This window comes from Phenylobacterium sp., from assembly GCF_030680185.1.
Taxonomy (GTDB): domain Bacteria; phylum Pseudomonadota; class Alphaproteobacteria; order Caulobacterales; family Caulobacteraceae; genus Phenylobacterium.
In genome coordinates this window covers 1-21899 of the sequence record NZ_JAUXVZ010000010.1, presented here as the reverse complement: position 1 = coordinate 21899, position 21899 = coordinate 1, and the positions used below count along the sequence as shown (strand labels likewise).

Genomic DNA, 21899 nt, shown 5'->3' with positions numbered 1-21899 from the left:
GCCGACGCCGGCGGCGAAGAACATGTAGCCGAGCTGCGAACAGGTCGAATAGGCGATGACCCGCTTGATGTCGTTCTGAGCCAGACCCACCGTGGCGGCGAACAGGGCCGTGACCGCGCCGACCAGGGTGACGATCTGCTTGGTCACCGGCGCGTATTCGAACATCGGCGAGAGCAGGCAGACCATGTAGACGCCCGCCGTCACCATGGTGGCGGCGTGGATCAGGGCCGAGACCGGGGTCGGGCCTTCCATGGCGTCCGGCAGCCAGGTGTGCAGGAAGAACTGGGCCGACTTGCCCATGGCGCCGACGAACAGCAGGGCGCAGGCGAGGTCCACGGCGTGCCAGGTCTGGCCCGCGAACGACCAGCCGACCGAGGCGAGCTCCTCAACCCGCGGGAAGATCTCGGCGAACTCGATGGTGCCGAACATCCAGAAGACGGTGATGATGCCGAGCGCGAAGCCGAAGTCGCCCACCCGGTTGACCACGAAGGCCTTGATGGATGCGGCGTTGGCGGTGGGCTTCTTGAACCAGAAGCCGATCAGCAGATAGCTCGCCAGCCCCACCCCTTCCCAGCCGAAGAACAGCTGCATGAAGTCGGCGGCCGTCACCAGGGCCAGCATGGCGAAGGTGAACAGCGACAGATAGGCGAAGAAGCGCGGCCGGGAGTCGTCCTCGGCCATGTAGCCCCACGAATAGACGTGGACGAGCGCCGAGACCGAGGTGACGACGATCAGCATGACCGCCGACAGCCCGTCGATGCGGATCGACCAGGCCGACTGGAAGTCGCCCACATTGATGAAGGGCAAGAGGGTCAGCGTGAAGGCTTCAAGGCCGCCCCAGGTCCACTGAATGAACAGGGTCCAGGAGAGGACGCAGGCGAGCAGCAGCAGGCCCGTGGTCACGGCTTGCGAGGCGAAGTCGCCGATGCGGCGGCCAAACAGGCCCGCGACCAGCGCGCCCAGCAGGGGCGCGAAGACCAGGATGATGGCGAGAGACTGAGGGGTCATGGGCTCCGTCAGCCTTTCATCACGGCGGCGTCGTCCACGGCGATGCCGCCGCGGTTACGGAAGAAGGTGACGAGGATGGCGAGGCCCACGGCCGCCTCTGCGGCGGCCACGGTCAGGACGAACATGGCGAAGATCTGCCCCACCACGTCATGCAGATAGACCGAGAAGGCGACGAGGTTGATGTTCACCGCCAGCAGGATCAGCTCGATCGACATCAGGATGACGATGATGTTCTTGCGGTTCACGAAGATCCCGAAGACCCCGATCGTGAACAGGATGGCGGCGACCGCCAGATAGTGACTGAGACCGATCGTCATTCGCCCATCCCCTCGCCCGGCTTGATCTGGACCGAGCGCATGCCGCTCTCGGCGGTGCGGCCCACCTGGTCGGCGATCACCTGACGGCGCACGCCCGGCTTATGGCGCAGGGTGAGCACGATGGCGCCGATCATGGCCACCAGGAGCACCAGCCCCGCCGCCTGGAAGAAGTAGACATAGTCGGTGTAGAGCACCCGCCCGATGGTCTCGGTGTTGGAGAGCCCGTCCAGGGCCGCCATCGGCTCCCGCGGCCCGCTGGCCGCCCCGCCGGTGGCGACAGCCGTGGCCACCACGATCATCTCGGCCGCCAGGATGCCGGCCACCAGGCCGCCCAGCGGCATGTAGCGGGCGAATCCCTGTTTCAGCGCGCCGAAGTCCACGTCGAGCATCATGACGACGAAGAGGAACAGCACCGCCACAGCGCCCACATAGACCACGACCAGCAGCATCGCCAGGAACTCGGCGCCCAGCAGCAGGAAGAGGCCCGCCGCCGAGAAGAAGGTCAGGATCAGGAAAAGCACCGAGTGCACGGGATTTCTGACGGACACCACGGCGAGGCCTGAGCCGATGGTGACTATCGCCAGCAGATAAAATGCGATCGCCTGCAAGGCCATGACGGCTCTACTTTCGCCCCTCAATCATCAGGTTGGTCCGCCCGCCGGGCGCATGGCCCAGGTCGGACGCCAACGTCCTACAGCCCCGGAATCGCGCCTGTCTCTTAGCGATAGGGCGCGTCGAGTTCTAGGTTCTTTGCGATTTCCCGCTCCCAACGGTCCCCGTTATCGAGCAGGCGTTCCTTGTCGTAATAGAGTTCTTCGCGGGTCTCGGTGGCGAACTCCAGGTTCGGCCCCTCGACGATGGCGTCCACCGGGCAGGCCTCCTGGCACAGGCCGCAGTAGATGCACTTGACCATGTCGATGTCGTAGCGGGTCGTCCGGCGGCTGCCGTCGTCCCGGGGCTCGGCCTCGATGGTGATCGCCTGGGCCGGACAGATGGCCTCGCACAGCTTGCAGGCGATGCAGCGCTCTTCCCCGTTGGGATAGCGACGCAGGGCGTGCTCGCCGCGGAAACGGGGCGACTGCGGGTTGCGCTCGTTCGGATAGATGACCGTGGCCTTGGGGCGCATCATGTATTTCATGCCGAGGCCGAAGGCCCCGATGAAATCCATCAGCGCCGCGCCCTTGGCGGCCTGGCTGATACGGGCGGCGAAACTCATCAAATCGCTCCTTGGGCCGGACCGAAGACGCGCCAGGCGGCGACGAGCACCACGGCCACCAGCGAGGTCGGCAGGAAGATCTTCCACCCCAGGCGCATGAGCTGGTCATAGCGGTAGCGGGGCACGATCGCCTTCACCATGGCGATCAGGAAGAAGAAGAAGACGGTCTTGGCGAAGAACCACATGAAGCCGAAGAAGCTCTGCGCGGTCGCCGGCCAGCTCTCGATGAACGGCGTCGGGAACGGCGCCTGCCATCCACCGAAGAACAGGATGGTGATGATGGCGCACATCAGGACGATGTTGGCGTACTCGCCGATCATGAACAGCAGGTACGGGGTGGACGAGTACTCCACCTGATAGCCGGCCACGAGCTCGGACTCCGCCTCGGGCAAGTCGAAGGGCGGGCGGTTGGTCTCGGCCAGGGCCGAGATGAAGAACACCACGGCCATCGGGATCATGATCAGGGCCATGGGCAGGTTGGAAAGCCCGCCGCCGAACACGTACCAGTTCCAGAACCCGCCGCCCTGCTGGGCCACGATGGTCTGCAGGTTCATGGTCCCGGCCAGCAGGATCACGGTGATGATCACGAAGCCGATGGAGACCTCGTAGCTGACCATCTGGGCGGCCGATCGCAGGCTGCCCAGGAAGGGGTATTTCGAGTTGGACGCCCAGCCGCCCATGATGATGCCGTAGACGCCCAGCGAGCTGATCGCCAGCAGGTAGAGGACGCCGACATTGATGTCCGACACCACCCAGCCCGGCGCCAGCGGCACCACGGCCCAGGCCCCGAAGGCCAGGACGAAGCTGATCAGGGGGGCCAGGATGAAGACCACCTTGTCGGCCCCGTCAGGGATGACGATCTCCTTCAGCACGAACTTCAGGAAGTCGGCGAAGGACTGCAGCAGGCCGAACGGGCCCACCATGTTGGGGCCTTTGCGCATCTGCACACCGGCCCAGATCTTGCGGTCGGCCAGCAGCAGGAAGGCCAGCGACAGCAGGATCCAGATCATGACGGCCGCGATCTGGCCCACGGCGAGCAGGGTCCAGCCGCCTGGCGTCGCCCAGAAATTGGTGGTGGCGTCCATGCCCTACTCCGCGGCGATCTTTTCGGCGCCCGGGACGAGCGCCTGGCACTCGGCCATGGTGACGCTGGCGCGTGCGATCGGGTTGGTCAGATAGAAGGCCTTCACGGGGCTCGCGAGGGGGGCGTCCGACAGATCGCCCTCCCCGCCCAGCGCCGAGAGGTCCAGCGCGCCGGGCGCGTCTGGCACATAGTCGATTCGGCCGAAGGTGGGGTGATCGGCGAACAGGCGGGCGCGCAGCTGGTCGAGGCTGTCATAGGGCAGCTTGGCGTCCAGCAGTTCAGACAGGGCGCGCAGGATGGCCCAGTCTTCCTTGGCCTCGCCCTTGGGGAAGACCGCCCGCTCGCCGCGCTGAACGCGGCCCTCGGTGTTCACATAGAGGCCGCTCTTCTCGGTATAGGCGGCGGCCGGCAGAATCACGTCGGCCCGGTGGGCCCCGGCGTCCCCGTGGGTGCCCATATAGACGACGAAGGCGTCGGTGGCCGACAGGTCCATCTCGTCGGCGCCCATCAGCACCAGCAGGTCGGCGCCGCCCTTGGCGGTCAGCTCCAGCGCGGTCTTGCCGCCTTCCCGGGGGATGAAGCCCAGGTCGAGGCCGCCGACGCGGGCGGCTGCGGTATGCAGGACGTTCCAGGTCGCCTTGAATGTCTTGGCCACGCCGGCGGCGGCCTTGACCACAGCCGCGCCGTCAGCGCGGGCCAGGGCGCCGGCGCCGAGGATCACGGCGGCCTTTTCGGCGCCCTTGAAGGCCTTGGCGAAGTCGCTGCGGGACTTGGACAGGCCGTTCAGCGTGTCGGTCCCCGCGCCCAGATAGTCATAGGCGTAGCTCAGGTCGGCCTGCTCGCCGATGACGCCGATCCGCAAGGCGCCGGCCAGCCAACGCTTGCGCAGGCGGGCGTTGAACACCGGCGCTTCAAGGCGGGGGTTGGTCCCGACCAGCAGGATGACATCGGCGTCCTCGATGCCGGCGATGGTCGAGTTCATCAGCCAGCTTTCCCGGGGGCCATCGCCCAGGGCCATGCCGTCCTGGCGGCAGTCGAGGCTGGTCACACCCAGGCCGCCGAACAGGTCCAGCGCGGCCTTCATGGACTCCGCGTCCTGCAGGTCGCCGGCGATGACGCCCATGCGGTCCGGCGCGGTCGCCTTCACCTTGGCCGCGACCGTCTGCAGGGCCTCGGCCCAGCTGGCCGGCCGCAGCTTGCCGTTCTCACGGACATAGGGGCGGTCCAGGCGTTGGCGCGACAGGCCGTCAACGGCGTAGCGGGTCTTGTCGCTGATCCACTCTTCGTTGACGTCGTCATTGATGCGCGGCAGCACGCGGAGCACGGCCGGGCCGCGGGCGTCGACACGGATGGCCGAGCCCAGGGCGTCCATGACGTCGACGCTCTCGGTCTTCTTCAGCTCCCAGGGCCGGGCGTTGAACGCGTAAGGCTTGGAGGTGAGCGCGCCGACTGGGCAGAGGTCGATGACGTTGGCGCTCAGCTCGGACGTGACGGCGGCGTCGAGATAGGTTGTGATTTCAACATCTTCGCCCCGCGAGATCAGGCCGATCTCCGGCACGCCGGCCACTTCGGTGACGAAGCGCACGCAGCGGGTGCACTGGATGCAGCGGGTCATCACCGTCTTGATGAGCGGACCCATGTACTTTTCTTCGACCGCGCGCTTGTTCTCGCCATAGCGGGAATCGTCGCGGCCATAGCCCATGGCCTGGTCCTGCAGGTCGCACTCGCCGCCCTGGTCGCAGATCGGGCAGTCCAGCGGGTGGTTGATCAGCAGGAACTCCATCACGCCGTGACGGGCCTTCTTGACCATCGGCGTGTCGGTGAAAATCTCCTGGCCCTCGGCCGCCGGCAGGGCGCAGGAAGCCTGCGGCTTCGGCGGGCCGGGCTTCACCTCGACCAGGCACATGCGGCAGTTGCCGGCGATGGACAGGCGCTCGTGATAGCAGAAGCGGGGGATTTCCTTCCCGGCCAGCTCCGCCACCTGCAGAACCGTCATGCCGGGTTCGAACTCGACCTCGACGCCGTCGACCTTTGCGATGGGCATGTCTTTTACTCCGCAGCCACGAGCGTGGCGCCCTGAACGTGCGGGCGTCCGGCGCGGTACTGGGTGATGCGATCCTCCACCTCATGGCGGAAGTGACGGAAGAGACCCTGGATCGGCCAGGCGGCCGCATCGCCCAGGCCGCAGATGGTGTGGCCTTCGACCTGCGAGGCGACGTCGAGCAGCATGTCGATCTCGGCCATGTCGGCCTCGCCCGTCACCATCCGCTCCATCACCCGCCACATCCAGCCTGTGCCTTCGCGGCACGGCGTGCACTGGCCGCAGCTCTCATGCTTGTAGAAGTAGGACAGCCGGGCGATCGACTTCACCACGTCGGCGTCCTTGTCCATGACGATGACCGCCGCGGTGCCCAGACCCGAACGCATCTCGCGCAGGGAGTCGAAGTCCATCAACGCGGTCTCGGCCATCTCGGCGGTGATCATCGGCACCGACGAACCGCCGGGGATGATCGCCTTCAGATTGCCCCAGCCGCCGCGGATGCCGCCGCAATGCTCTTCGAGGAGCTGGCGGAGCGGGATCGACATGACCTCCTCCACCACGCAGGGACGGTTCACATGGCCTGAAATGGCCATCAGCTTGGTGCCGGTGTTGTTGGGCCGGCCGAAGCCCGCGAACCATTCGGCCCCGCGGCGCAGGATCGAGCCCACCGTGGCGATGGTCTCGACATTGTTGATGGTGGTCGGGCAGCCATAGATGCCGGCGCCGGCCGGGAACGGCGGCTTCAGACGGGGCTGACCCTTCTTGCCCTCCAGGCTTTCCATCAGGGCGGTTTCGTCGCCGCAGATATAGGCCCCGCCCCCATGGGTCACATAGAGGTCGAAGTCCCAGCCGTGGATATTGTCCTTGCCGATCAGCTTGGCCTCATAGGCCTGCTTGATGGCGGCCTCCAGGCGCTCGCGCTCGAAGACATACTCGCCGCGGATGTAGATGTAGCAGGCGTGCGCGCGGATCGCGTAGCTGGCGATCATGCAGCCTTCGATCAGCAGATGCGGATCGTTGCGCAGGATCTCGCGGTCCTTGCAGGTGCCCGGCTCGGACTCATCGGCGTTGACCACCAGGAAGTGCGGTCGCTCGCTCTCCTGCTTGGGCATGAAGGTCCACTTCAGGCCGGTGCCGAAGCCTGCCCCGCCGCGGCCCCGCAGGCCGGAGTTCTTGACCTGGTCGCAGATCCACTCCGGGGTCTGCGACAGGATTTCACGCACACCGTTCCAGGCGCCGCGCCGCTTGGCGCCCTCAAGGCCAAAGTCGTGCAGGCCATAGAGGTTCGTGAAGATGCGGTCCTTGTCTTCCAGAATCCCGACCACGCCCCTCAAACTCCTTCTTTCGCGCGCCGGAAGGCCGCGATGAACCAGATCTGCGCCACGAAACCCGCGGCCAGGGCGACGCCGAAGATGGCGAACAGCCAGTCCCGGCCGGTCGCCAGCGCGCCGATCACGGCTGCGATCGCCGTCACGACGCAGACGGCGTTGATCACCGCCATGCGCAGGAACCGCGCCTTGATGTCAGCCTCTGCGCTCACGCCGTCGGCTCCGGCTCGGGCGCCTTGGGCGCGGCGTTCGGCAGGGCCTTCAACGGCTGCGCCGCAGTGCCGTCATAGAGGGCCGGATCGCTGAGGGTCAGCGGCCCGCCTTCGGGCGCCGAGCCCTGGCGTTTCGTCGCCGATCCGGGCGGCGGCGCCTTGCCGGCCGCGAAGTCGTCCAGCAGGGCCTCGAAGCTCTCGGGCGTCAGATCTTCGTAATAGTAGTCGTTGATGGCGGCCATCGGCGCATTGGCGCAGGCGCCCAGGCACTCGACTTCCTGCCAATAGAACTTGCCGTCCGCCGACAGGTGGTCCTTCGCGCCGATCTTGCGCTTGCAGACCGCCATCAGGCTCTCAGACCCGCGCAGTTGGCATGGCGTGGTGCCGCAGACCTGGACCAGGGCGACGCTGCCCACCGGCTCCAGCATGAACATGGTGTAGAAGGTCGCGACCTCCAGCACCCGGATGCGGGCCATGCCCAGCATCTCGGCCACGGCGCGAATGGCGGGCTCGCTGACCCAGCCTTCCTGCTTCTGGATCAGCCACAGGATCGGGATGACCGCCGACTGCTGGCGGCCTTGCGGGAACTTGGCGATCCACCACTTGGCCTTCTCCAGCGTCTCGGGCTGGAAGGCGAAGCTTGCGGGTTGGTTGGGCGAAAGACGACGAACGCTCACATGCCCCTCACTTGACGAAGTCGATGCGGGCGATCTTGCCGCCGGCGATGGTGTAGATGGCCGCCACCTCGAAGCTCACCGGCCCGGGCTGGCGATAGACCCGCTCGTGGTCGATGACCCGGTCGCCGATCACCACCCGATGGGCGAGTTCGGCGCGGTTCTGCGGATGCTCGGCGAACAGGGCCACGTGCTTGGCGCGAAAGGCCTCGAGCCCCTCGACCGTCACCGCGCCGTTGAAGTCGGCCACGATCAGGTCCTGGGCGAAGAAGCCGCAGAGGGCGTCCACATCCTGGGCGTTGTAGGCGTCGAGCTGGCCCTGGGCGAGATCGGCCGGCGCCCGCGTCGCTGCGGCGTTCATCGGTCGATCTCCCCGAACACGATGTCGAGCGAGCCGAGAATGGCCGAGACGTCGGCCAGCATGTGGCCGCGGTTGATCCAGTCCATGGCCTGCAGGTGCGGATAGCCCGGCGCGCGGATCTTGCACTTGTAGGGCTTGTTGGAGCCGTCGGAGACCAGGAACACGCCGAACTCGCCCTTGGGCGCCTCGACGCAGGCGTAGACCTCCCCGACCGGGGTCCGATAGCCCTCGGTGAACAGCTTGAAGTGATGGATGAGCGCTTCCATCGAACGCTTCATCTCGCCGCGACGGGGCGCGCCGATCTTGTTGTCCTCGGTCAGGACCGGACCCGGCGTCTTTTCCAGGCGGTCGCAGCACTGCTTCATGATGCGGACCGACTGGCGCATCTCTTCCATGCGGCAGAGATAGCGATCGTAGCAGTCGCCGTTCACGCCGAGCGGGATGTCGAACTCCAGCTCGTTGTAGCACTCATAGGGCTGGTTGCGGCGAAGGTCCCAGGCGATACCCGACCCGCGCACCATCACGCCAGAGAAGCCCCAATCCAGGGCCTCCTGCTTGCTGACCACGCCGATGTCGACGTTGCGCTGCTTGAAGATGCGGTTGCCGGTGATCAGGCTGTCGATGTCGTTCAGCGCCCTGGGGAAGGCGTCGCACCAGGCGGAAATATCGGCCACCAGGGCGGCGGGCAGGTCCTGACGGACGCCGCCGACGCGGAAATAGTTGGCGTGCAGCCGCGCGCCCGAAGCCCGCTCATAGAAGACCATGAGCTTTTCGCGCTCTTCGAAACCCCACAGCGGCGGGGTCAGAGCGCCCACATCCATGGCCTGGGTCGTGACGTTGAGCAGGTGGTTCAGGATGCGGCCGATTTCCGAATACAGAACCCGGATCAGCTGGGCGCGGTAAGGGACCTCGACGGCCAGCAGCTTCTCGATGGCGAGCACATAGGCGTGCTCCTGGTTCATCGGGGCCACATAGTCCAGGCGGTCGAAATAGGGAATCGTCTGCTGATAGGGCCGGTACTCCATCAGCTTCTCGGTGCCGCGATGGAGCAGGCCCACATGGGGGTCCACCCGCTCGACGACTTCGCCGTCCAGCTCCAGGATCAGGCGCAGCACGCCGTGCGCGGCCGGATGCTGGGGACCGAAGTTGATGGTGAACTTGCGGATCTCGGTTTCGGTCGAGGGGCTGTGGGCCAGCTGAGCCTCGGAGGTCGGGACGACTTCGCCGGTCATGCCTTGGGCTCCGCCTTTTCGTCGCCCGGAAGGGCGGCGAAGCCGCGCTCGGCGCCTTCCCAGGGGCTGAGGAAGTCCCAGTTGCGCCACTCGGTCATCTTGATGGGCTCATAGACCACGCGCTTGAGCTCGTCGTCATAGCGCAGCTCCACATAGCCGCTCATGGGGAAGTCCTTGCGCAGCGGATGGCCGTGGAAGCCATAGTCGGTGAGGATGCGGCGCAGGTCCGGATGGCCTTCGAAGAAGACCCCGTACATGTCGAAGGCCTCGCGCTCGTACCAGTTGGCGCAAGGATAGGCCGGCGTCGCGGTGGGCACCGGGGTGTCCTCGTCGGTCACCAGCTTGACCCGAACCCGCACATTCTTGCTCATCGACAGCAGATGATAGACCACCTCGAAGCGCTTCTCGCGCTCAGGGTAATCCACCGCGGTCAGGTCGATCAGCACCTCGAACCGATAGTCTGGGTGATCGCGCAGGAAGGTCAGGGCCTCAACGATCCGCGGCAGGGGCGCGGTCAGCGACAGCTCGTCGAACGCCACATGGGCGCCCGTCAGGGCGCCGGCGCTGTTGGCGACCATGGCCTGGCCGAGCGCCTGCAGATCAGTTGCAGAAACGGGCCAGCTCATCGTTCGATCGTCCCGGTCCGGCGGATCTTCTTCTGCAGTTGCAGGACCCCATAGACCAGCGCCTCAGCCGTGGGCGGGCAGCCGGGCACATAGATGTCCACCGGCACGATGCGGTCGCAGCCTCGGACGACGGAGTAGCTGAAATAGTAGTAGCCGCCGCCATTGGCGCAGGAGCCCATGGAGATGACGTAGCGCGGGTCCGGCATCTGGTCGTAGACCTTGCGCAGGGCCGGAGCCATCTTGTTGCACAGGGTGCCGGCGACGATCATCACGTCCGACTGGCGCGGGCTGGCCCGCGGCGCAAAGCCGTAGCGCTCCAGGTCGTAGCGCGGCATCGAGGCCTGCATCATCTCGACGGCGCAGCAGGCCAGGCCGAAGGTCATCCACATGAGCGAGCCGGTGCGCGCCCAGGTGATCAGGTCGTCGGCGGCCGCGGTGATGAAGCCCTTGTCGGCCAGCTGGTCGTTGACCCCGTCGAAGAAGGGGTCGTGGATCTTGGCGTCATAGCCCTCGACCGTGGCGCGGGCGGCCGAATTGGCCGGAACGATCACTCCCATTCCAGGGCCCCCTTCTTCCATTCATAGATGAAGCCGACGGTCAGCACGCCCAGGAAGGTCATCATCGACCAGAAGGCGAACTGCATGGCTTCGGTGGGCAGGTTCATCAGGCTGACGGCCCAGGGGAACAGGAACGCGACCTCGAGGTCGAAAATGATGAAGAGGATCGACACCAGGTAGAAGCGGACGTCGAATTTCATCCGCGCATCGTCAAAGGCGTTGAAGCCGCACTCGTAGGTCGAGAGCTTTTCAGGATCAGGCGCCTTGGGGGCCAGGACGGCGGCGGCCAGCACGAAGGCCACGCCCAGGACCGCCGCGATCCCTAGGAAAATCACGATGGGCAGGTACTGCAGAAGGAACGCGTTCATGGAGTCCTCGAAGGAGTCGCGCGCCCTTCTAGACCAGCAATGCGCAGGGTTCAAACAGCGGATTCCCGCAACAGAGATACGCCAGCGCGCGACATCGCACATGCCCTGACCAGACCTCGCGAGATGTCAGCCTCGCCACGGAAGCGGGCATGCCGCCTAATATTCTGCGAATGCTTCGCAATTGCTAGGAGACCGGTTTGCGACCGCGCGCGCCCATCCTAGGCTGACCGCCCAAGCCGGAGGGGCCGTTGACCAGCAAACCCTTTATCCATAAGGCGCTCGACGCCATCGAGCGTCTGGGCGACCGCCTCCCCGACCCCGTCTTCATCTTCGCCTGGATCATCGGCGCCCTGGTTCTGGCCAGCGTGATCTGCGCCTGGGTCGGCGTCAGCGCGGTCAACCCGGTGGATGGAGAGCTGCTGCGCGCCCAGAGCCTGCTGACGCCGGCCAACATCCAGACCCTGCTGGTGGAGATGCCGCGCACGCTGACCGGCTTCGCGCCGCTCGGTTATGTGTTGCTGATCATGCTGGGCGCGGGAATCGCCGAGCGAGTCGGCCTGCTGTCGGCCGCCATCCGGGCGATGATGAGCCGTACGCCGCGGCTGCTGGTCTGCCCGGTGGTGATCTTCCTGGGGCTGATCGCCAACCACGCCGCCGATTCGGGGTTCGTCATCCTGCTGCCGCTGGCCGGCGCAGCCTTCGCCGCCGTCGGGCGTCACCCCATCGCTGGGATCGCCGCAGCCTTCGCCGGCGTGGTCGGCAGCTTCGCCGGCAATCCCCTGCCCGGCCAGTTCGACGCCCTCATCCTGGGCCTGTCGGAGCCCGCCGCCCGGCTGATCGATCCGACCTGGACGGCCAATCTGGTGGGCAACTGGTACTTCACCGCCGCGGGCGCCCTGGTGTTCATTCCGGTGGCCTGGTGGGTGACGGCCAATGTGGTCGAGCCGCGGCTCGGCCCCTGGACGCCGCCGGAGAACCTGCCGCCGCAGGACGCCCCGCTGTCGCCCATCGAACGCCGCGCCCTGATCTGGTCGGGCGTGGCGGTGCTGGTCGTCATCCTGCTCTGGGCCGCCATGGCCCTGGCGCCTGGCGCACCGCTGGTGGACCGCAGCGTGGAGGGCCCTTCGCGCTGGACGCCATTCTTCCGGTCGCTGGTGGCCGGCTTTTTCGTCCTCTTCCTGGCCGGCGGCCTGAGCTATGGCCGGCTGACCGGCCAGATCCGCACCGACCGGGACGTGGTGCGCCTGGCCTCGGAGTCCATGGCCTCCATGGCGCCCTATATCGTCCTGGCCTTCGCCGCGGCCCATTTCATCGCCATGTTCACTTGGTCGAACCTCGGGGTGATCATCGCCATCCATGGGGCCGAATCGATCCGCGCCACCGGCCTGCCCATTCCCTTGCTTCTGATGGCCATCGTCCTGCTGACCGCCGTCCTCGACATGCTGATCGGATCGGCCTCGGCCAAGTGGGCGGCGATCGCGCCTGTGCTGGTGCCGATGCTGATGCTGCTGGGGATCAGTCCGGAAATGACGACGGCGGCCTATCGCATGGGCGACTCCAGCGTGAACATGGCCTCACCCCTGATGCCCTACTTCGCCCTGGTGCTCGGCTTCTGTCAGAGATGGCGGCCAGGCTTCGGCGTCGGCGGCCTGATCAGCGCCATGCTGCCCTATTCCGCGGCGATGATGAGCGCCGGCCTGATCCTCGTCGGCCTGTGGTCGGCCCTGGAACTTCCCCTCGGTCCACAGGCGGGCGTGCATTATTCCCCGCCCAGCGCGATTAGCCGCTGATCGGCAGTTGACACGATTCAGGTCGGGACCTATCAGACGCGCCTCGCGGCGACGTGAGACCCTTAAGCGGGTGTAGCTCAGTTGGTTAGAGCGCCGGCCTGTCACGCCGGAGGTCGCGGGTTCGAGTCCCGTCACTCGCGCCATGGTCTTCCAGTTGGAGGACCAGGCGCACCCTCCCCCAGAACCAGATGATTTGCCCGCCGGCTCAGAGCTTGGCGAAGGGCTTGAGCCGTTCGGTCTCGCCGGGCGCGAAAGCCAGCGCCGCCCAGAACCCGGCGGGTTCCAGAACCGGACGTAGGCTCTCGCGGTCGGCTTGAGGCAGGTCGGCGAACATCGCCTTCAGCCAGAGCCAGCAGTTCACTGTGTAGGGCCGCGCAATGCTCGCCAGGTTCACGCCGCCCACCTCGAAGGCGCAGCGGAGTTCCCCACGTCCGGCGGCCTCGGCCGAGGCCTGCATCATGGCGAGGAAGCCGCCGCCAGCCAGCCCGACCAGTTCGACGAGGGTCTCGTCCGGCCGGGGGTCCGCCGACCAGTCGCCCTGGTGCCCGGAGAGATCGTCGACCCACTGGGTCCATTGATAGGTCCGCACCGCATGGGTCCGCATCAGGCGCGAGGGGGTGGGATCGATGGCCAGCTGGCTCAGCATGCCATAGAGGCCGAAATCGGCGATGGAGGGCCGCTGGCCGAACAGGAACAGCCGTCGCGACAGGCCCCGCTCCAGAATGTCCAGCAGGGCCAGATACTCCGCCTCCAGGGCCGCATGGGTGGTCGGATCGCCGCCACCGAGGAGATTTCGCACCATCTGCTGGCGGGCGGTGAACTTCTCGATCCCGCGGTCGAGCGCCGGCTCATCGACGTCGCCCAGCCACCCGGCCATCTGACGGCGCGCGCAGAACGCCACATCGGCCTCCAAGGTCCATCGGAAGGCCATAAGGATGACCGCCAGCCACTCGTCGGCGAAGTCCTCCACGAGCCGCGCCAGGAACTGCTGCCCCGGCGTCGGCGGCAGGAGGCTGGGCCCCTCCAGGTGCAGGGTCTCCAACTCATGCAGGATTGGCGTGGAGTCGTTCCAGGCGGTCCCGTCCGGATAGACCACGACCGGCAAGAGCCGCTTGCCGAAGGCCTTGAGCCCCTCGCTCTGCCCCGTGCCGTCAAAGCCGCCCAGGGGAATGGTCCAGTCGTGGGGGATACGACGGTAGCGCAGGGCGGCGCGCACCTTGTGCGAGTAAGGCGAGCCGGGCCCGGCGAGGATGCGGTAGCGTCCCGGGCGGGGGACAAGGTCGGCCTGTTCGAAAATCACGGTTTCGGCTCCATCGCCAAAAATCGGCACGCCGCGTGACAATATCGCCCTTCCGTCAGGGCGGAAGCGGAAACCTCAGCCGCCTTGCGCCGCCCGCAGGCGCGCGCGTACCTGGTCTGGCAGGACCATGCCGGACGCCGCGGCGTTAGCCTCCAGGTGAGCCCGTCGCGTGGTGCCCGTCACCGCCGCTGACACCCCGGGATTCTCCAGCACATAGGCGAGGCTCGCCTGGGCGGCGCTCATGCCCTCGATCTGTCGCAGGAAACTGAACCGCTCGGCGGCGACCACCTCGGCCCGGTGGTTCTTCAACGCCCGGGCGGCGTACCAGAGGTCGCGCAGGCCGCGCACCTTGCGGATCTGGCCGTCCACATGACCCATGGCCAGCGGCATGCCGGCCAGGACGCCCTTGCCCATCCTCGCGGCCTGGGCGATCAGCGGCCCCCGCTCCGGGCGCAGGACATTGTAGTCCAGCATCACCACGTCGAAGACCGGCGCGGCGATGACGGCGCCGATCACCTCGGCGTCGAAGCTGTTGGCGCCGAAGGCCGCCACCAGGCCGCGGGCGCGCAGGCGCTCCAAGGCCTCGAACAGATCGTCGGTCAGTTCGCCCACCCCCGGCCCATGCAGCTGCACCAGCGACAGGCGCTCCAGGCCCAACCGCTTCAGGCTCGCCTCGACGCTGGCGGTGATCGCGGCCGACGAGAAGTCCCGGCCCGTCCGGCCGCCGCCCGCATGAAAGGTCCCGGCCTTGGTGGCGATCACCAGATTGGCGGTGTCGCGTCCCTTCAAGGCCCGCCCGAGCCGCGGCTCGGCTTCGCCGCGGGAATAGCCCGGCGCGGTGTCAAAGAGGGTGACGCCCAGGTCCAAGGCGCGGTGAACCAGGCCCAGCGCCTGGGATTCGTCAAAGCGGGCCAGACCCCAATAGCTGGCGCAGCCAAAGCCGATCTCGGAGACGGTGAGCCCCGTGCGGCCCAGGGGACGATATCTCATACGCCCTTCCCCGGATGTCTCGGCTGGAGGAATGGTGGGCGGCGAGGGGCTCGAACCCCCGACCCCCTGGGTGTAAACCAGGTGCTCTGACCAACTGAGCTAGCCGCCCCTAGAGCGCATTCCGATAAGTGGGAACCGGTTATCGTGACGAAACGCGCTCAAGACTTGGATCTAGGGCCTGATTCCACGATCAAACGATCCCGTCTGATCGCATCACGCCCTAGAGCGCGTTCTTAGACGCTCGGGCGCGAGATTCGGAGGGGAATTGGCGCAGGGCGCCCACGAAAAAGGGGCGGCCGCGCTGGCGCCCGCCCCTTCGGAATATCAGCCCCTGGGGAGCTCAGGCGTTCAGTGCGTTCTTCAGCCCCTCGCCGACGCGGAATCGCGCGGTCTGGGACGCTGGACGATTGACGCTCTCCCCGGTCCTCGGATTGCGCGCCACGCCAGCCGCCCGGCTCACCGGGACGAAGCTGCCGAAGCCCACCAGACGCACCTCGTCGCCCCCCTTCAAAGACCCGGTGACAGACTCGATGAAGGCGTCGAGAGCCTCCTTGGCTTGCGCCTTGGTGATGCCGGCCTTGTCGGCCATGGCCGCGACCAGTTCAGCCTTGGTCATTGTCGTTTCCTCTCCCTGCCCTTTTTCTGTTTTTTTCGCGAAGGATCGGCAGCGGCAAAAGCCTTCGCGCCAAGGGATTATGCGAGCTTAACCGAGCGCGTCAAACGAAGCGGCGCGGAGGACTTCCCCCGCGCCGCTCGCCGTCTTCAGTTTTGAAGGTCAGACGCCTAATGCGTCATGATCGCCTCGGGCTCGCCGTCGTCGGCGGGAACGCCGGCCTTGGCCGGCGGCTCGGTCCATTCGATCGGCTCCGGCGCGCGAACCAGGGCCCGCGCCAGGACCTCATCCATGGTGTTCACCGGGATGATCTCCAGGGCCTCCTTCACCTTGGCTGGGATGTCGGCCAGGTCCTTTTCGTTCTCCTGCGGGATCAGCACCGTCTTGACCCCAGAGCGCAGGGCCGCGAGCAGCTTCTCCTTCAGGCCGCCAATGGCCGTCACCCGGCCGCGCAGGGTGACCTCGCCGGTCATGGCGATTTCCTTGCGGATCGGAATGCCGGTCAGGACCGAGACGATGGCCGTAGCCATCGCCGCCCCGGCCGAGGGGCCATCCTTGGGGGTCGCGCCGTCCGGAACGTGGATGTGGACGTCGGTCTTCTCGAAGGACGGCGGCTCGATGCCGAACTGGGTGGCCCGGCTGCGGACATAGGAATTCGCCGCGGCGATGGATTCCTTCATCACGTCCTTCAGGTTGCCCGTGATGGACATGCGGCCCTTGCCCGGCATCTTGACCGCCTCGATGGTCAGGATGTCGCCGCCGAAGTCGGTATAGGCCAGGCCGGTGATGATCCCGACCTGATCCTCGGCGTCGGTCTCGCCATAGCGGTACTTGCGCACCCCGGCGTACTTGGCCAGCCGTTCGGCGTCGATGGTGACGCTGGTCAGCGACTCGCGACCCAGGTCCCGGACCGTCTTGCGGGCGAGGTTGCCCAGCTCCCGCTCCAGCGACCGCACGCCGGCTTCCCGGGTGTAGTAGCGGATCAGGTCGCGGATCGTGTCCTCGGGCACCACGAACTCCTCGGGCTTCAGCCCGTGGTCCTTGGTCAGCTTGGGCAGCACGTGGCGCTTGGCGATCTCGACCTTCTCATCCTCGGTGTAGCCGGGGATGCGGATGATCTCCATGCGGTCCAGCAGGGGCTGGGGCATGTTGAGCGAGTTGGCCGTGGTGACGAACATCACCGGCGACAGGTCGTAGTCCACCTCCAGATAGTGGTCGGCGAAGGTGGAGTTCTGCGACGGGTCGAGCACCTCGAGCAGGGCCGAGGCGGGATCGCCGCGATAATCGGCGCCCATCTTGTCGATCTCGTCCAGCAGGAAGAAGGCGTTGGTGGTCTTGGCCTTCTTCATCGACTGGATGATCTTGCCGGGCATGGAGCCGATATAGGTCCGGCGGTGACCGCGGATCTCGGCCTCGTCACGCACCCCGCCCAGGGAGACGCGGACGAATTCCCGCGCCGTCGCCTTGGCGATCGACCGGCCCAGCGACGTCTTGCCGACGCCGGGAGGACCGACGAGGCAGAGGATCGGGCCTTTCAGCGCGCCCGTGCGGGCCTGGACCGCCAGATACTCCAGGATCCGCTCCTTCACCTTTTCGAGGCCGTAGTGGTCCTCATCGAGGATGGCCTCGGCCTGGGAGAGGTCGATGGGCTTCTGCTTGGCCTTGCCCCATGGGATCGACAGCAGCCAGTCGAGATAGTTCCGCACGACAGTGGACTCGGCCGACATCGGGCTCATCGAGCGCAGCTTCTTCAGCTCCGCCTCGGCCTTGGTGCGGGCCTCCTTCGACAGGCGCGTTTTCTTGATCCGCTTTTCGAGCTCGTTCAGCTCGTCGCGGGTGTCGTCCTGTTCGCCCAGCTCGCGCTGGATCGCCTTCATCTGCTCGTTCAGATAATACTCGCGCTGCGTCTTCTCCATCTGACGCTTCACACGGTTGCGGATCTTCTTCTCGGTCTGCATCACCGAGATCTCGCCCTCCATGAGGGCGTAGACCTTCTCGAGACGCTTCACGACGTCGAAGACTTCCAGCAGGGCCTGCTTGTCGCTGATCTTCACCGACAGGTGCGAGGCGACGCGGTCGGCCAGCTCACCCGGGTTCTCGATCTGCGGCATGGCCGCCAGGGCCTCGGGCGGCACCTTCTTGTTGAGCTTCACATAGGTTTCGAACTGCTCGACCACGGCGCGGCTGAGGGCTTCGGCCTCGGCCGAGGCCAGGCTGTCGTCGGGGAGATCGGCGATCTCCACCTCATAATAGTCGGTCTGAGCCGTGTAGCGGGCCACGCCTGCACGGGCCTTGCCTTCCACCAGCACCTTGACGGTGCCGTCGGGCAGCTTGAGCAGTTGCAGGATCGTCGCCACGACGCCGACGTCATAGATGGCCACCGGCGCGGGATCGTCGTCGTCCTTATCCTTCTGGGTCAGCAGAAGGATGTCCTTGCCATCGTTGCGCATGGCCTCTTCGAGCGCCCGCACGGATTTTTCCCGCCCCACGAACAGGGGCACGGGCTGATGGGGAAACACGACGATGTCGCGCAGGGGTAGGACAGGTAGGGTCTTTGTCTCGGACATGATGCTTTCACTCCTGGCCGGCCCCCTCTGACACAAGCAAGGCTCGACCATCGGACCGCGGTTACCCAGACGATGCGCCTGAGTCGGACGGCCCGTCCGCCAAGACGGCGGTGTTTTCAGCTTATTTATGTGGACGCTTCGCGCCGCCGTTCAAGCGGCGCCAAGCCAGTGCGCGACATCGTGTCTTCGGCGCCGCAACACAAATGCGTGGGGAACGGCGCAGCCTCAGGCCGCGCCGCCCTTGTCCCGACGTTCGGCATAGATGATCAGCGGCTGGGCGCGGCCTTCGACGACCTCGGCGTTGACGACCACTTCTTCGACGCCGTCATAGGTCGGCAGCTCGTACATGGTGTCGAGCAGGATGCCTTCCAGGATGGAGCGCAGGCCCCGGGCGCCGGTCTTGCGGGCGATGGCCTTGCGGGCCACGGCGTTCAGCGCGTCATCGGTGAAGGTCAGGCCGACATTCTCCATGTCGAACAGGCGCTGGTACTGCTTGACGAAGGCGTTCTTGGGCTCGGTCAGGATCTTGACCAGCGCATCTTCGTCCAGGTCGTCCAGGGTGGCGATCACCGGCAGACGGCCGATGAATTCCGGGATCAGGCCAAAGCGCAGCAGGTCGTCGGGCTCCACCCGGCGGAAGATTTCGCCGGTGCGGCGGTCATCCGGGTCGGACACCTTGGCGCCGAAACCGATCGAGGTCCCCTGCCCGCGGGCCGAGATGATCTTGTCGAGGCCGGCGAAGGCGCCGCCGCAGATGAACAGGATGTTGGTGGTGTCCACCTGCAGGAATTCCTGCTGGGGGTGCTTGCGGCCGCCCTGGGGCGGGACCGAGGCCACCGTGCCTTCCATGATCTTCAGCAGGGCCTGCTGGACGCCCTCGCCCGACACGTCGCGGGTGATCGACGGGTTGTCCGACTTGCGGCTGATCTTGTCGACCTCGTCGATATAGACGATGCCGCGCTGGGCCCGCTCGACATTGTAGTCGGCCGACTGCAGCAGCTTGAGGATGATATTCTCAACGTCCTCGCCGACATAGCCGGCTTCAGTCAGGGTCGTGGCGTCGGCGACCGTGAACGGCACGTCGATGATTCGGGCCAGAGTCTGGGCCAGCAGGGTCTTACCCGTGCCGGTCGGCCCGATCAGCATGATGTTGGCCTTGCCCAGTTCCACGTCGTTGTTCTTCGTGGCGTGGTTCAGGCGCTTGTAGTGGTTGTGGACCGCCACCGAGAGGACCTTCTTGGCGTGGTCCTGGCCGATCACGTAATCGTCGAGGACTTCGCGGATCTCGCGGGGCGTGGGCACGCCGTCCTTCGACTTCACGAAGGAGATCTTGTGCTCCTCGCGGATGATATCCATGCAGAGCTCGACGCATTCGTCGCAGATGAACACCGTCGGGCCCGCGATGAGCTTGCGGACTTCATGCTGGCTCTTTCCGCAGAAGGAGCAATACAGCGTGCTCTTGGAGTCCCCGCTCGCGGCCTTGGTCATGTTCAGTCTCACTCTCTCGACGACGCCGGTCGAAATCATCGCCCTGGGCGCAGGCGGCGATTTCCCGCCATCCTTGCAGGATACGCGCCGGGGGTTGTCTAATCCTTGACATTCCCCGATCCGCGACCGGATCACAAGCCTTGGCGCACGGCCAGGGCCTTCTTAGGGCCAGGCGCCCGATGGCGCGCAATTTCGAATCTCTAGATGGGACTGTATCGGATTGGCGCAAGTGACCCCATGCGCACCTTGCCCCCAAAGGGTGCGTCGGGCTCAAGCTTGTGGAAATCCCCGGCGCCCTTTTCGCAGGGCGACGGGTTGTAGGGGCGTGATGTTCAGACTGCGTTATATCGGCGCAAGGGGCGCCCAGGGGGCTTGATGGACGATCCTGCCGAAGACACGGGCGTCGTCGCATTCGATTTCGACGGCACCCTGACCACCCGCGACAGCTTCACCGCCTTTCTGAAGTGGCGCGCCGGCCGTGCGCGCTACGCCAGGGGCATGCGCAGGCTCGCGCCGGCTGCGGGCGCCTACCTGTTCCACCGCAATCGCGGGCGGATCAAGGCTGCGGCTGTGCGCGAATTCCTCAAGGGCGTCCCGCGCGCCCAGCTGGAAGCCGAGGCCCGCGCCTTCGCCGAAGCCTACGCCCCGCGCCTGCTTCGCCCCGACGCCCTGCACACCTGGCGGCGATGGCGCGAGCGGCGGGCGACCATGGTCATCGTCACCGCATCGCCAGATATCATCGTCCAGCCCTTCGCTCGCGGCCTGGGGGCCGACCATCTGCTCGGCACGCGCCTGGGGTTCGATGCGGACGATCGCGTGACCGGCCTGTTCGAGGGTCGCAACTGCCGGGGGCCGGAAAAGGTCGTCCGCCTCCAGGCCCAGTTTGGGCATGATATCCGCCTGCGCGCCGCCTATGGCGACACCAGCGGCGACCGGGAGATGCTGAAGATCGCCGACGAGGCGGGCTATCGCGTGTTCAAGGACGCCCCATGACACGCCTGCGCTTCCGCGTGGGCAAGCTCATCCGTGACGGTCTGCCGGCGATGATGCGCGCACAGGGCCTGGCGATCTTCGACCACAGGATGGATGAGCCCGCCTATCGCGTGGCCCTGCGCGACAAGCTGATTGAGGAGGCCCACGAGGTCCAGGCCGCCACCGCAGCAGAGCTGGCCGAGGAGTTGGCCGACGTCCTGGAGGTGGTGATGGCCCTGGCCGCTGCCGAGGGGCTCGATATGGCGCAGATCGAGGCGCTGCGGCTGGCCAAGCGGGCCGAGCGAGGCGGGTTTGATGATCGGGTGTTCAACGCCGCAGTCGAAGGGCGCGACGATCTTCCTGCGGTCGCCTACTATCTGGCGCGGCCCGAGGCCTATCCGCAGGAGGATTGAGGTGCGCCACGCCCGCCCCGATGCGCTTCACCTGCTGGAGCCTCTGCTGGCGGACCTGCGCGCCCTGCCCGGCCTCAGCGAAAAAAGGCGCGGCGTCTTCTATGCGAAGAGCCGCGCCTTCCTGCATTTTCACGAAGATCCCGCCGGCCTGTTCGCAGATCTGCGCGGCGCCGGCGAGCTCGACTTCGAGCGCTTCAACGTCACGGACGCGGAGGGACGGGCGCGCCTGCTCGAGGCCGCCCGCGCCCGACTGGATCAGTCCTCGCTGCGACGCTCATAGACGTGGTCGACGATGCCCCAGGCCTTGGCTTCCTCGGCGGTCATGAAGTGGTCGCGGTCCAGCGTCGCCTCGACCACCTCGATGGGCTGGCCGGTGTGCTTGGCGTAGAGCTCGTTCAGGCGGCCCTTGGTCTTGATGATGTCCTCGGCGTGGCGCTGGATGTCCGAGGCCTTGCCGGAATAGCCGCCCGAGGGCTGGTGGACCATGATGCGGGCGTTGGGCAGCGAGATCCGCTGATCCTTCTCGCCGGCCATCAGCAGGAACGAGCCCATGGAGGCCGCCATGCCCATGCACACGGTGGAGATCGGGCTCTTCACGTATTGCATGGTGTCGTAGATCGCCAGGCCGGACGTCACGATGCCGCCCGGCGAGTTGATGTACATGGAGATCTCTTTCTTGGGGTTCTCGGACTCCAGATAGAGAAGCTGGGCGCAGATCAGGGCGGCCATGCCGTCCTCGACC

24 protein-coding genes and 2 tRNA genes are annotated in these 21899 nt (G+C 66.4%); 5 read left to right on the top strand and 21 right to left on the bottom strand.

Translation table 11 applies throughout. The annotated features are described in order from the left end of the window. From Q8L83_RS01515 to Q8L83_RS01450, 14 genes are all read right to left on the bottom strand, one after another. The coding region (locus tag Q8L83_RS01515; RefSeq protein WP_305284375.1) for an NADH-quinone oxidoreductase subunit L at window positions 1-1008 on the bottom strand (1008 nt) is incomplete at its 3' end. Window positions 1009-1016: 8 nt separating this feature from the next. After that, window positions 1017-1325: an NADH-quinone oxidoreductase subunit NuoK gene (gene nuoK, locus Q8L83_RS01510; RefSeq protein ID WP_304716206.1), complete on the bottom strand. Its 309-nt coding sequence runs from the start codon at window positions 1323-1325 to the stop codon at window positions 1017-1019. Further along, window positions 1322-1939, bottom strand: coding sequence for an NADH-quinone oxidoreductase subunit J (locus Q8L83_RS01505; protein ID WP_305284374.1), 618 nt, complete (start codon window positions 1937-1939; stop codon window positions 1322-1324). The genes nuoK and Q8L83_RS01505 overlap by 4 nt, the downstream gene beginning before the upstream one ends. A 104-nt stretch (window positions 1940-2043) precedes the next feature. Then, window positions 2044-2541: an NADH-quinone oxidoreductase subunit NuoI gene (gene nuoI, locus Q8L83_RS01500; protein ID WP_304716208.1), complete on the bottom strand. Its 498-nt coding sequence runs from the start codon at window positions 2539-2541 to the stop codon at window positions 2044-2046. Next, window positions 2541-3626: an NADH-quinone oxidoreductase subunit NuoH gene (gene nuoH / locus Q8L83_RS01495; protein WP_305284371.1), complete on the bottom strand. Its 1086-nt coding sequence runs from the start codon at window positions 3624-3626 to the stop codon at window positions 2541-2543. Before nuoH ends, nuoI begins: the two co-directional genes overlap by 1 nt. Window positions 3627-3629: 3 nt before the next feature. Then, window positions 3630-5669, bottom strand: coding sequence for an NADH-quinone oxidoreductase subunit NuoG (gene nuoG / locus Q8L83_RS01490; protein ID WP_305284370.1), 2040 nt, complete (start codon window positions 5667-5669; stop codon window positions 3630-3632). Window positions 5670-5674: 5 nt separating this feature from the next. Beyond that, window positions 5675-6991: an NADH-quinone oxidoreductase subunit NuoF gene (nuoF, locus tag Q8L83_RS01485; protein WP_305284369.1), complete on the bottom strand. Its 1317-nt coding sequence runs from the start codon at window positions 6989-6991 to the stop codon at window positions 5675-5677. 5 nt (window positions 6992-6996) lie between these two features. Continuing rightward, a complete protein-coding gene (locus Q8L83_RS01480) occupies window positions 6997-7206 on the bottom strand; it encodes a hypothetical protein (protein WP_305284368.1) in 210 nt (69 codons plus the stop codon). Continuing rightward, a complete protein-coding gene (gene nuoE, locus Q8L83_RS01475; protein WP_305284367.1) occupies window positions 7203-7883 on the bottom strand; it encodes an NADH-quinone oxidoreductase subunit NuoE in 681 nt (226 codons plus the stop codon). Before nuoE ends, Q8L83_RS01480 begins: the two co-directional genes overlap by 4 nt. 7 nt (window positions 7884-7890) lie before the next feature. After that, on the bottom strand, window positions 7891-8241 hold the full coding sequence (locus Q8L83_RS01470; protein WP_304715214.1) for a nuclear transport factor 2 family protein: 351 nt from the start codon (window positions 8239-8241) through the stop codon (window positions 7891-7893). Continuing rightward, window positions 8238-9473: an NADH-quinone oxidoreductase subunit D gene (locus Q8L83_RS01465; RefSeq protein WP_305284366.1), complete on the bottom strand. Its 1236-nt coding sequence runs from the start codon at window positions 9471-9473 to the stop codon at window positions 8238-8240. Before Q8L83_RS01465 ends, Q8L83_RS01470 begins: the two co-directional genes overlap by 4 nt. Then, window positions 9470-10099, bottom strand: coding sequence for an NADH-quinone oxidoreductase subunit C (locus Q8L83_RS01460; RefSeq protein WP_305284365.1), 630 nt, complete (start codon window positions 10097-10099; stop codon window positions 9470-9472). Before Q8L83_RS01460 ends, Q8L83_RS01465 begins: the two co-directional genes overlap by 4 nt. Then, complete coding sequence (locus tag Q8L83_RS01455) at window positions 10096-10677, bottom strand: NADH-quinone oxidoreductase subunit B family protein (RefSeq protein ID WP_300576279.1); 582 nt, start codon at window positions 10675-10677, stop codon at window positions 10096-10098. Before Q8L83_RS01455 ends, Q8L83_RS01460 begins: the two co-directional genes overlap by 4 nt. Continuing rightward, window positions 10647-11024: an NADH-quinone oxidoreductase subunit A gene (locus tag Q8L83_RS01450; RefSeq protein WP_305284364.1), complete on the bottom strand. Its 378-nt coding sequence runs from the start codon at window positions 11022-11024 to the stop codon at window positions 10647-10649. The genes Q8L83_RS01455 and Q8L83_RS01450 overlap by 31 nt, the downstream gene beginning before the upstream one ends. Window positions 11025-11272: 248 nt before the next feature. Here Q8L83_RS01450 and Q8L83_RS01445 point away from each other — a divergent pair, with 248 nt between their 5' ends. Together Q8L83_RS01445 and Q8L83_RS01440 are read left to right on the top strand one after the other, a co-directional pair. Beyond that, a complete protein-coding gene (locus Q8L83_RS01445) occupies window positions 11273-12814 on the top strand; it encodes an AbgT family transporter (protein WP_305284363.1) in 1542 nt (513 codons plus the stop codon). 66 nt (window positions 12815-12880) lie between these two features. Further along, a tRNA-Asp gene (locus tag Q8L83_RS01440) sits at window positions 12881-12957 on the top strand. Between the two features lie 62 nt (window positions 12958-13019). Here the strand turns inward: Q8L83_RS01440 and Q8L83_RS01435 are convergent. The 6 genes from Q8L83_RS01435 to clpX form a co-directional block, all read right to left on the bottom strand. Then, the gene (locus Q8L83_RS01435; RefSeq protein ID WP_305284362.1) at window positions 13020-14114 is read right to left on the bottom strand and encodes a glutathione S-transferase family protein; all 1095 of its coding nucleotides are present in this window, start codon (window positions 14112-14114) and stop codon (window positions 13020-13022) included. A gap of 75 nt (window positions 14115-14189) precedes the next feature. Continuing rightward, a complete protein-coding gene (locus Q8L83_RS01430; RefSeq protein ID WP_305284361.1) occupies window positions 14190-15104 on the bottom strand; it encodes an aldo/keto reductase in 915 nt (304 codons plus the stop codon). Between the two features lie 32 nt (window positions 15105-15136). After that, a tRNA-Val gene (locus Q8L83_RS01425) sits at window positions 15137-15213 on the bottom strand. A gap of 231 nt (window positions 15214-15444) precedes the next feature. Then, window positions 15445-15720, bottom strand: a complete 276-nt coding sequence (locus tag Q8L83_RS01420) for an HU family DNA-binding protein (RefSeq protein ID WP_305284360.1) — start codon at window positions 15718-15720, stop codon at window positions 15445-15447. Window positions 15721-15887: 167 nt separating this feature from the next. Continuing rightward, window positions 15888-18284, bottom strand: a complete 2397-nt coding sequence (lon, locus tag Q8L83_RS01415) for an endopeptidase La (protein WP_305284359.1) — start codon at window positions 18282-18284, stop codon at window positions 15888-15890. 225 nt (window positions 18285-18509) lie between these two features. After that, on the bottom strand, window positions 18510-19772 hold the full coding sequence (gene clpX, locus Q8L83_RS01410; protein WP_305284358.1) for an ATP-dependent Clp protease ATP-binding subunit ClpX: 1263 nt from the start codon (window positions 19770-19772) through the stop codon (window positions 18510-18512). Between the two features lie 375 nt (window positions 19773-20147). Here clpX and Q8L83_RS01405 point away from each other — a divergent pair, with 375 nt between their 5' ends. Genes Q8L83_RS01405 through Q8L83_RS01395 form a run of 3 tightly spaced genes read left to right on the top strand, consistent with a single transcriptional unit; the run spans window position 20148 to window position 21437 of the window. Further along, window positions 20148-20765: an HAD-IB family hydrolase gene (locus Q8L83_RS01405; protein WP_305284357.1), complete on the top strand. Its 618-nt coding sequence runs from the start codon at window positions 20148-20150 to the stop codon at window positions 20763-20765. Beyond that, on the top strand, window positions 20762-21157 hold the full coding sequence (locus Q8L83_RS01400) for a nucleoside triphosphate pyrophosphohydrolase (protein ID WP_305284356.1): 396 nt from the start codon (window positions 20762-20764) through the stop codon (window positions 21155-21157). The genes Q8L83_RS01405 and Q8L83_RS01400 overlap by 4 nt, the downstream gene beginning before the upstream one ends. 1 nt (window position 21158) lies before the next feature. After that, a complete protein-coding gene (locus Q8L83_RS01395; RefSeq protein WP_305284354.1) occupies window positions 21159-21437 on the top strand; it encodes a hypothetical protein in 279 nt (92 codons plus the stop codon). Here the strand turns inward: Q8L83_RS01395 and Q8L83_RS01390 are convergent. Beyond that, a partial coding sequence (locus Q8L83_RS01390; RefSeq protein ID WP_305284351.1) for an ATP-dependent Clp protease proteolytic subunit occupies window positions 21413-21899 on the bottom strand: 487 nt, incomplete at its 5' end. The genes Q8L83_RS01395 and Q8L83_RS01390 overlap by 25 nt on opposite strands.

What these genes read in the sequence shown, in the direction of transcription:
- clpX (WP_305284358.1), bottom strand. Translation starts at nt 19,772, where the DNA reads ATGACCAAGGCCGCGAGCGGGGACTCCAAGAGCACGCTGTATTGCTCC.
- Q8L83_RS01470 (WP_304715214.1), bottom strand. Translation starts at nt 8,241, where the DNA reads ATGAACGCCGCAGCGACGCGGGCGCCGGCCGATCTCGCCCAGGGCCAG.
- nuoH (WP_305284371.1), bottom strand. Translation starts at nt 3,626, where the DNA reads ATGGACGCCACCACCAATTTCTGGGCGACGCCAGGCGGCTGGACCCTG.
- Q8L83_RS01455 (WP_300576279.1), bottom strand. Translation starts at nt 10,677, where the DNA reads ATGGAAGAAGGGGGCCCTGGAATGGGAGTGATCGTTCCGGCCAATTCG.
- Q8L83_RS01460 (WP_305284365.1), bottom strand. Translation starts at nt 10,099, where the DNA reads ATGAGCTGGCCCGTTTCTGCAACTGATCTGCAGGCGCTCGGCCAGGCC.
- Q8L83_RS01465 (WP_305284366.1), bottom strand. Translation starts at nt 9,473, where the DNA reads ATGACCGGCGAAGTCGTCCCGACCTCCGAGGCTCAGCTGGCCCACAGC.
- Q8L83_RS01405 (WP_305284357.1), top strand. Translation starts at nt 20,148, where the DNA reads ATGGACGATCCTGCCGAAGACACGGGCGTCGTCGCATTCGATTTCGAC.
- Q8L83_RS01430 (WP_305284361.1), bottom strand. Translation starts at nt 15,104, where the DNA reads ATGAGATATCGTCCCCTGGGCCGCACGGGGCTCACCGTCTCCGAGATC.
- Q8L83_RS01400 (WP_305284356.1), top strand. Translation starts at nt 20,762, where the DNA reads ATGACACGCCTGCGCTTCCGCGTGGGCAAGCTCATCCGTGACGGTCTG.
- lon (WP_305284359.1), bottom strand. Translation starts at nt 18,284, where the DNA reads ATGTCCGAGACAAAGACCCTACCTGTCCTACCCCTGCGCGACATCGTC.
- nuoI (WP_304716208.1), bottom strand. Translation starts at nt 2,541, where the DNA reads ATGAGTTTCGCCGCCCGTATCAGCCAGGCCGCCAAGGGCGCGGCGCTG.
- nuoK (WP_304716206.1), bottom strand. Translation starts at nt 1,325, where the DNA reads ATGACGATCGGTCTCAGTCACTATCTGGCGGTCGCCGCCATCCTGTTC.
- Q8L83_RS01420 (WP_305284360.1), bottom strand. Translation starts at nt 15,720, where the DNA reads ATGACCAAGGCTGAACTGGTCGCGGCCATGGCCGACAAGGCCGGCATC.
- nuoG (WP_305284370.1), bottom strand. Translation starts at nt 5,669, where the DNA reads ATGCCCATCGCAAAGGTCGACGGCGTCGAGGTCGAGTTCGAACCCGGC.
- Q8L83_RS01450 (WP_305284364.1), bottom strand. Translation starts at nt 11,024, where the DNA reads ATGAACGCGTTCCTTCTGCAGTACCTGCCCATCGTGATTTTCCTAGGG.
- Q8L83_RS01505 (WP_305284374.1), bottom strand. Translation starts at nt 1,939, where the DNA reads ATGGCCTTGCAGGCGATCGCATTTTATCTGCTGGCGATAGTCACCATC.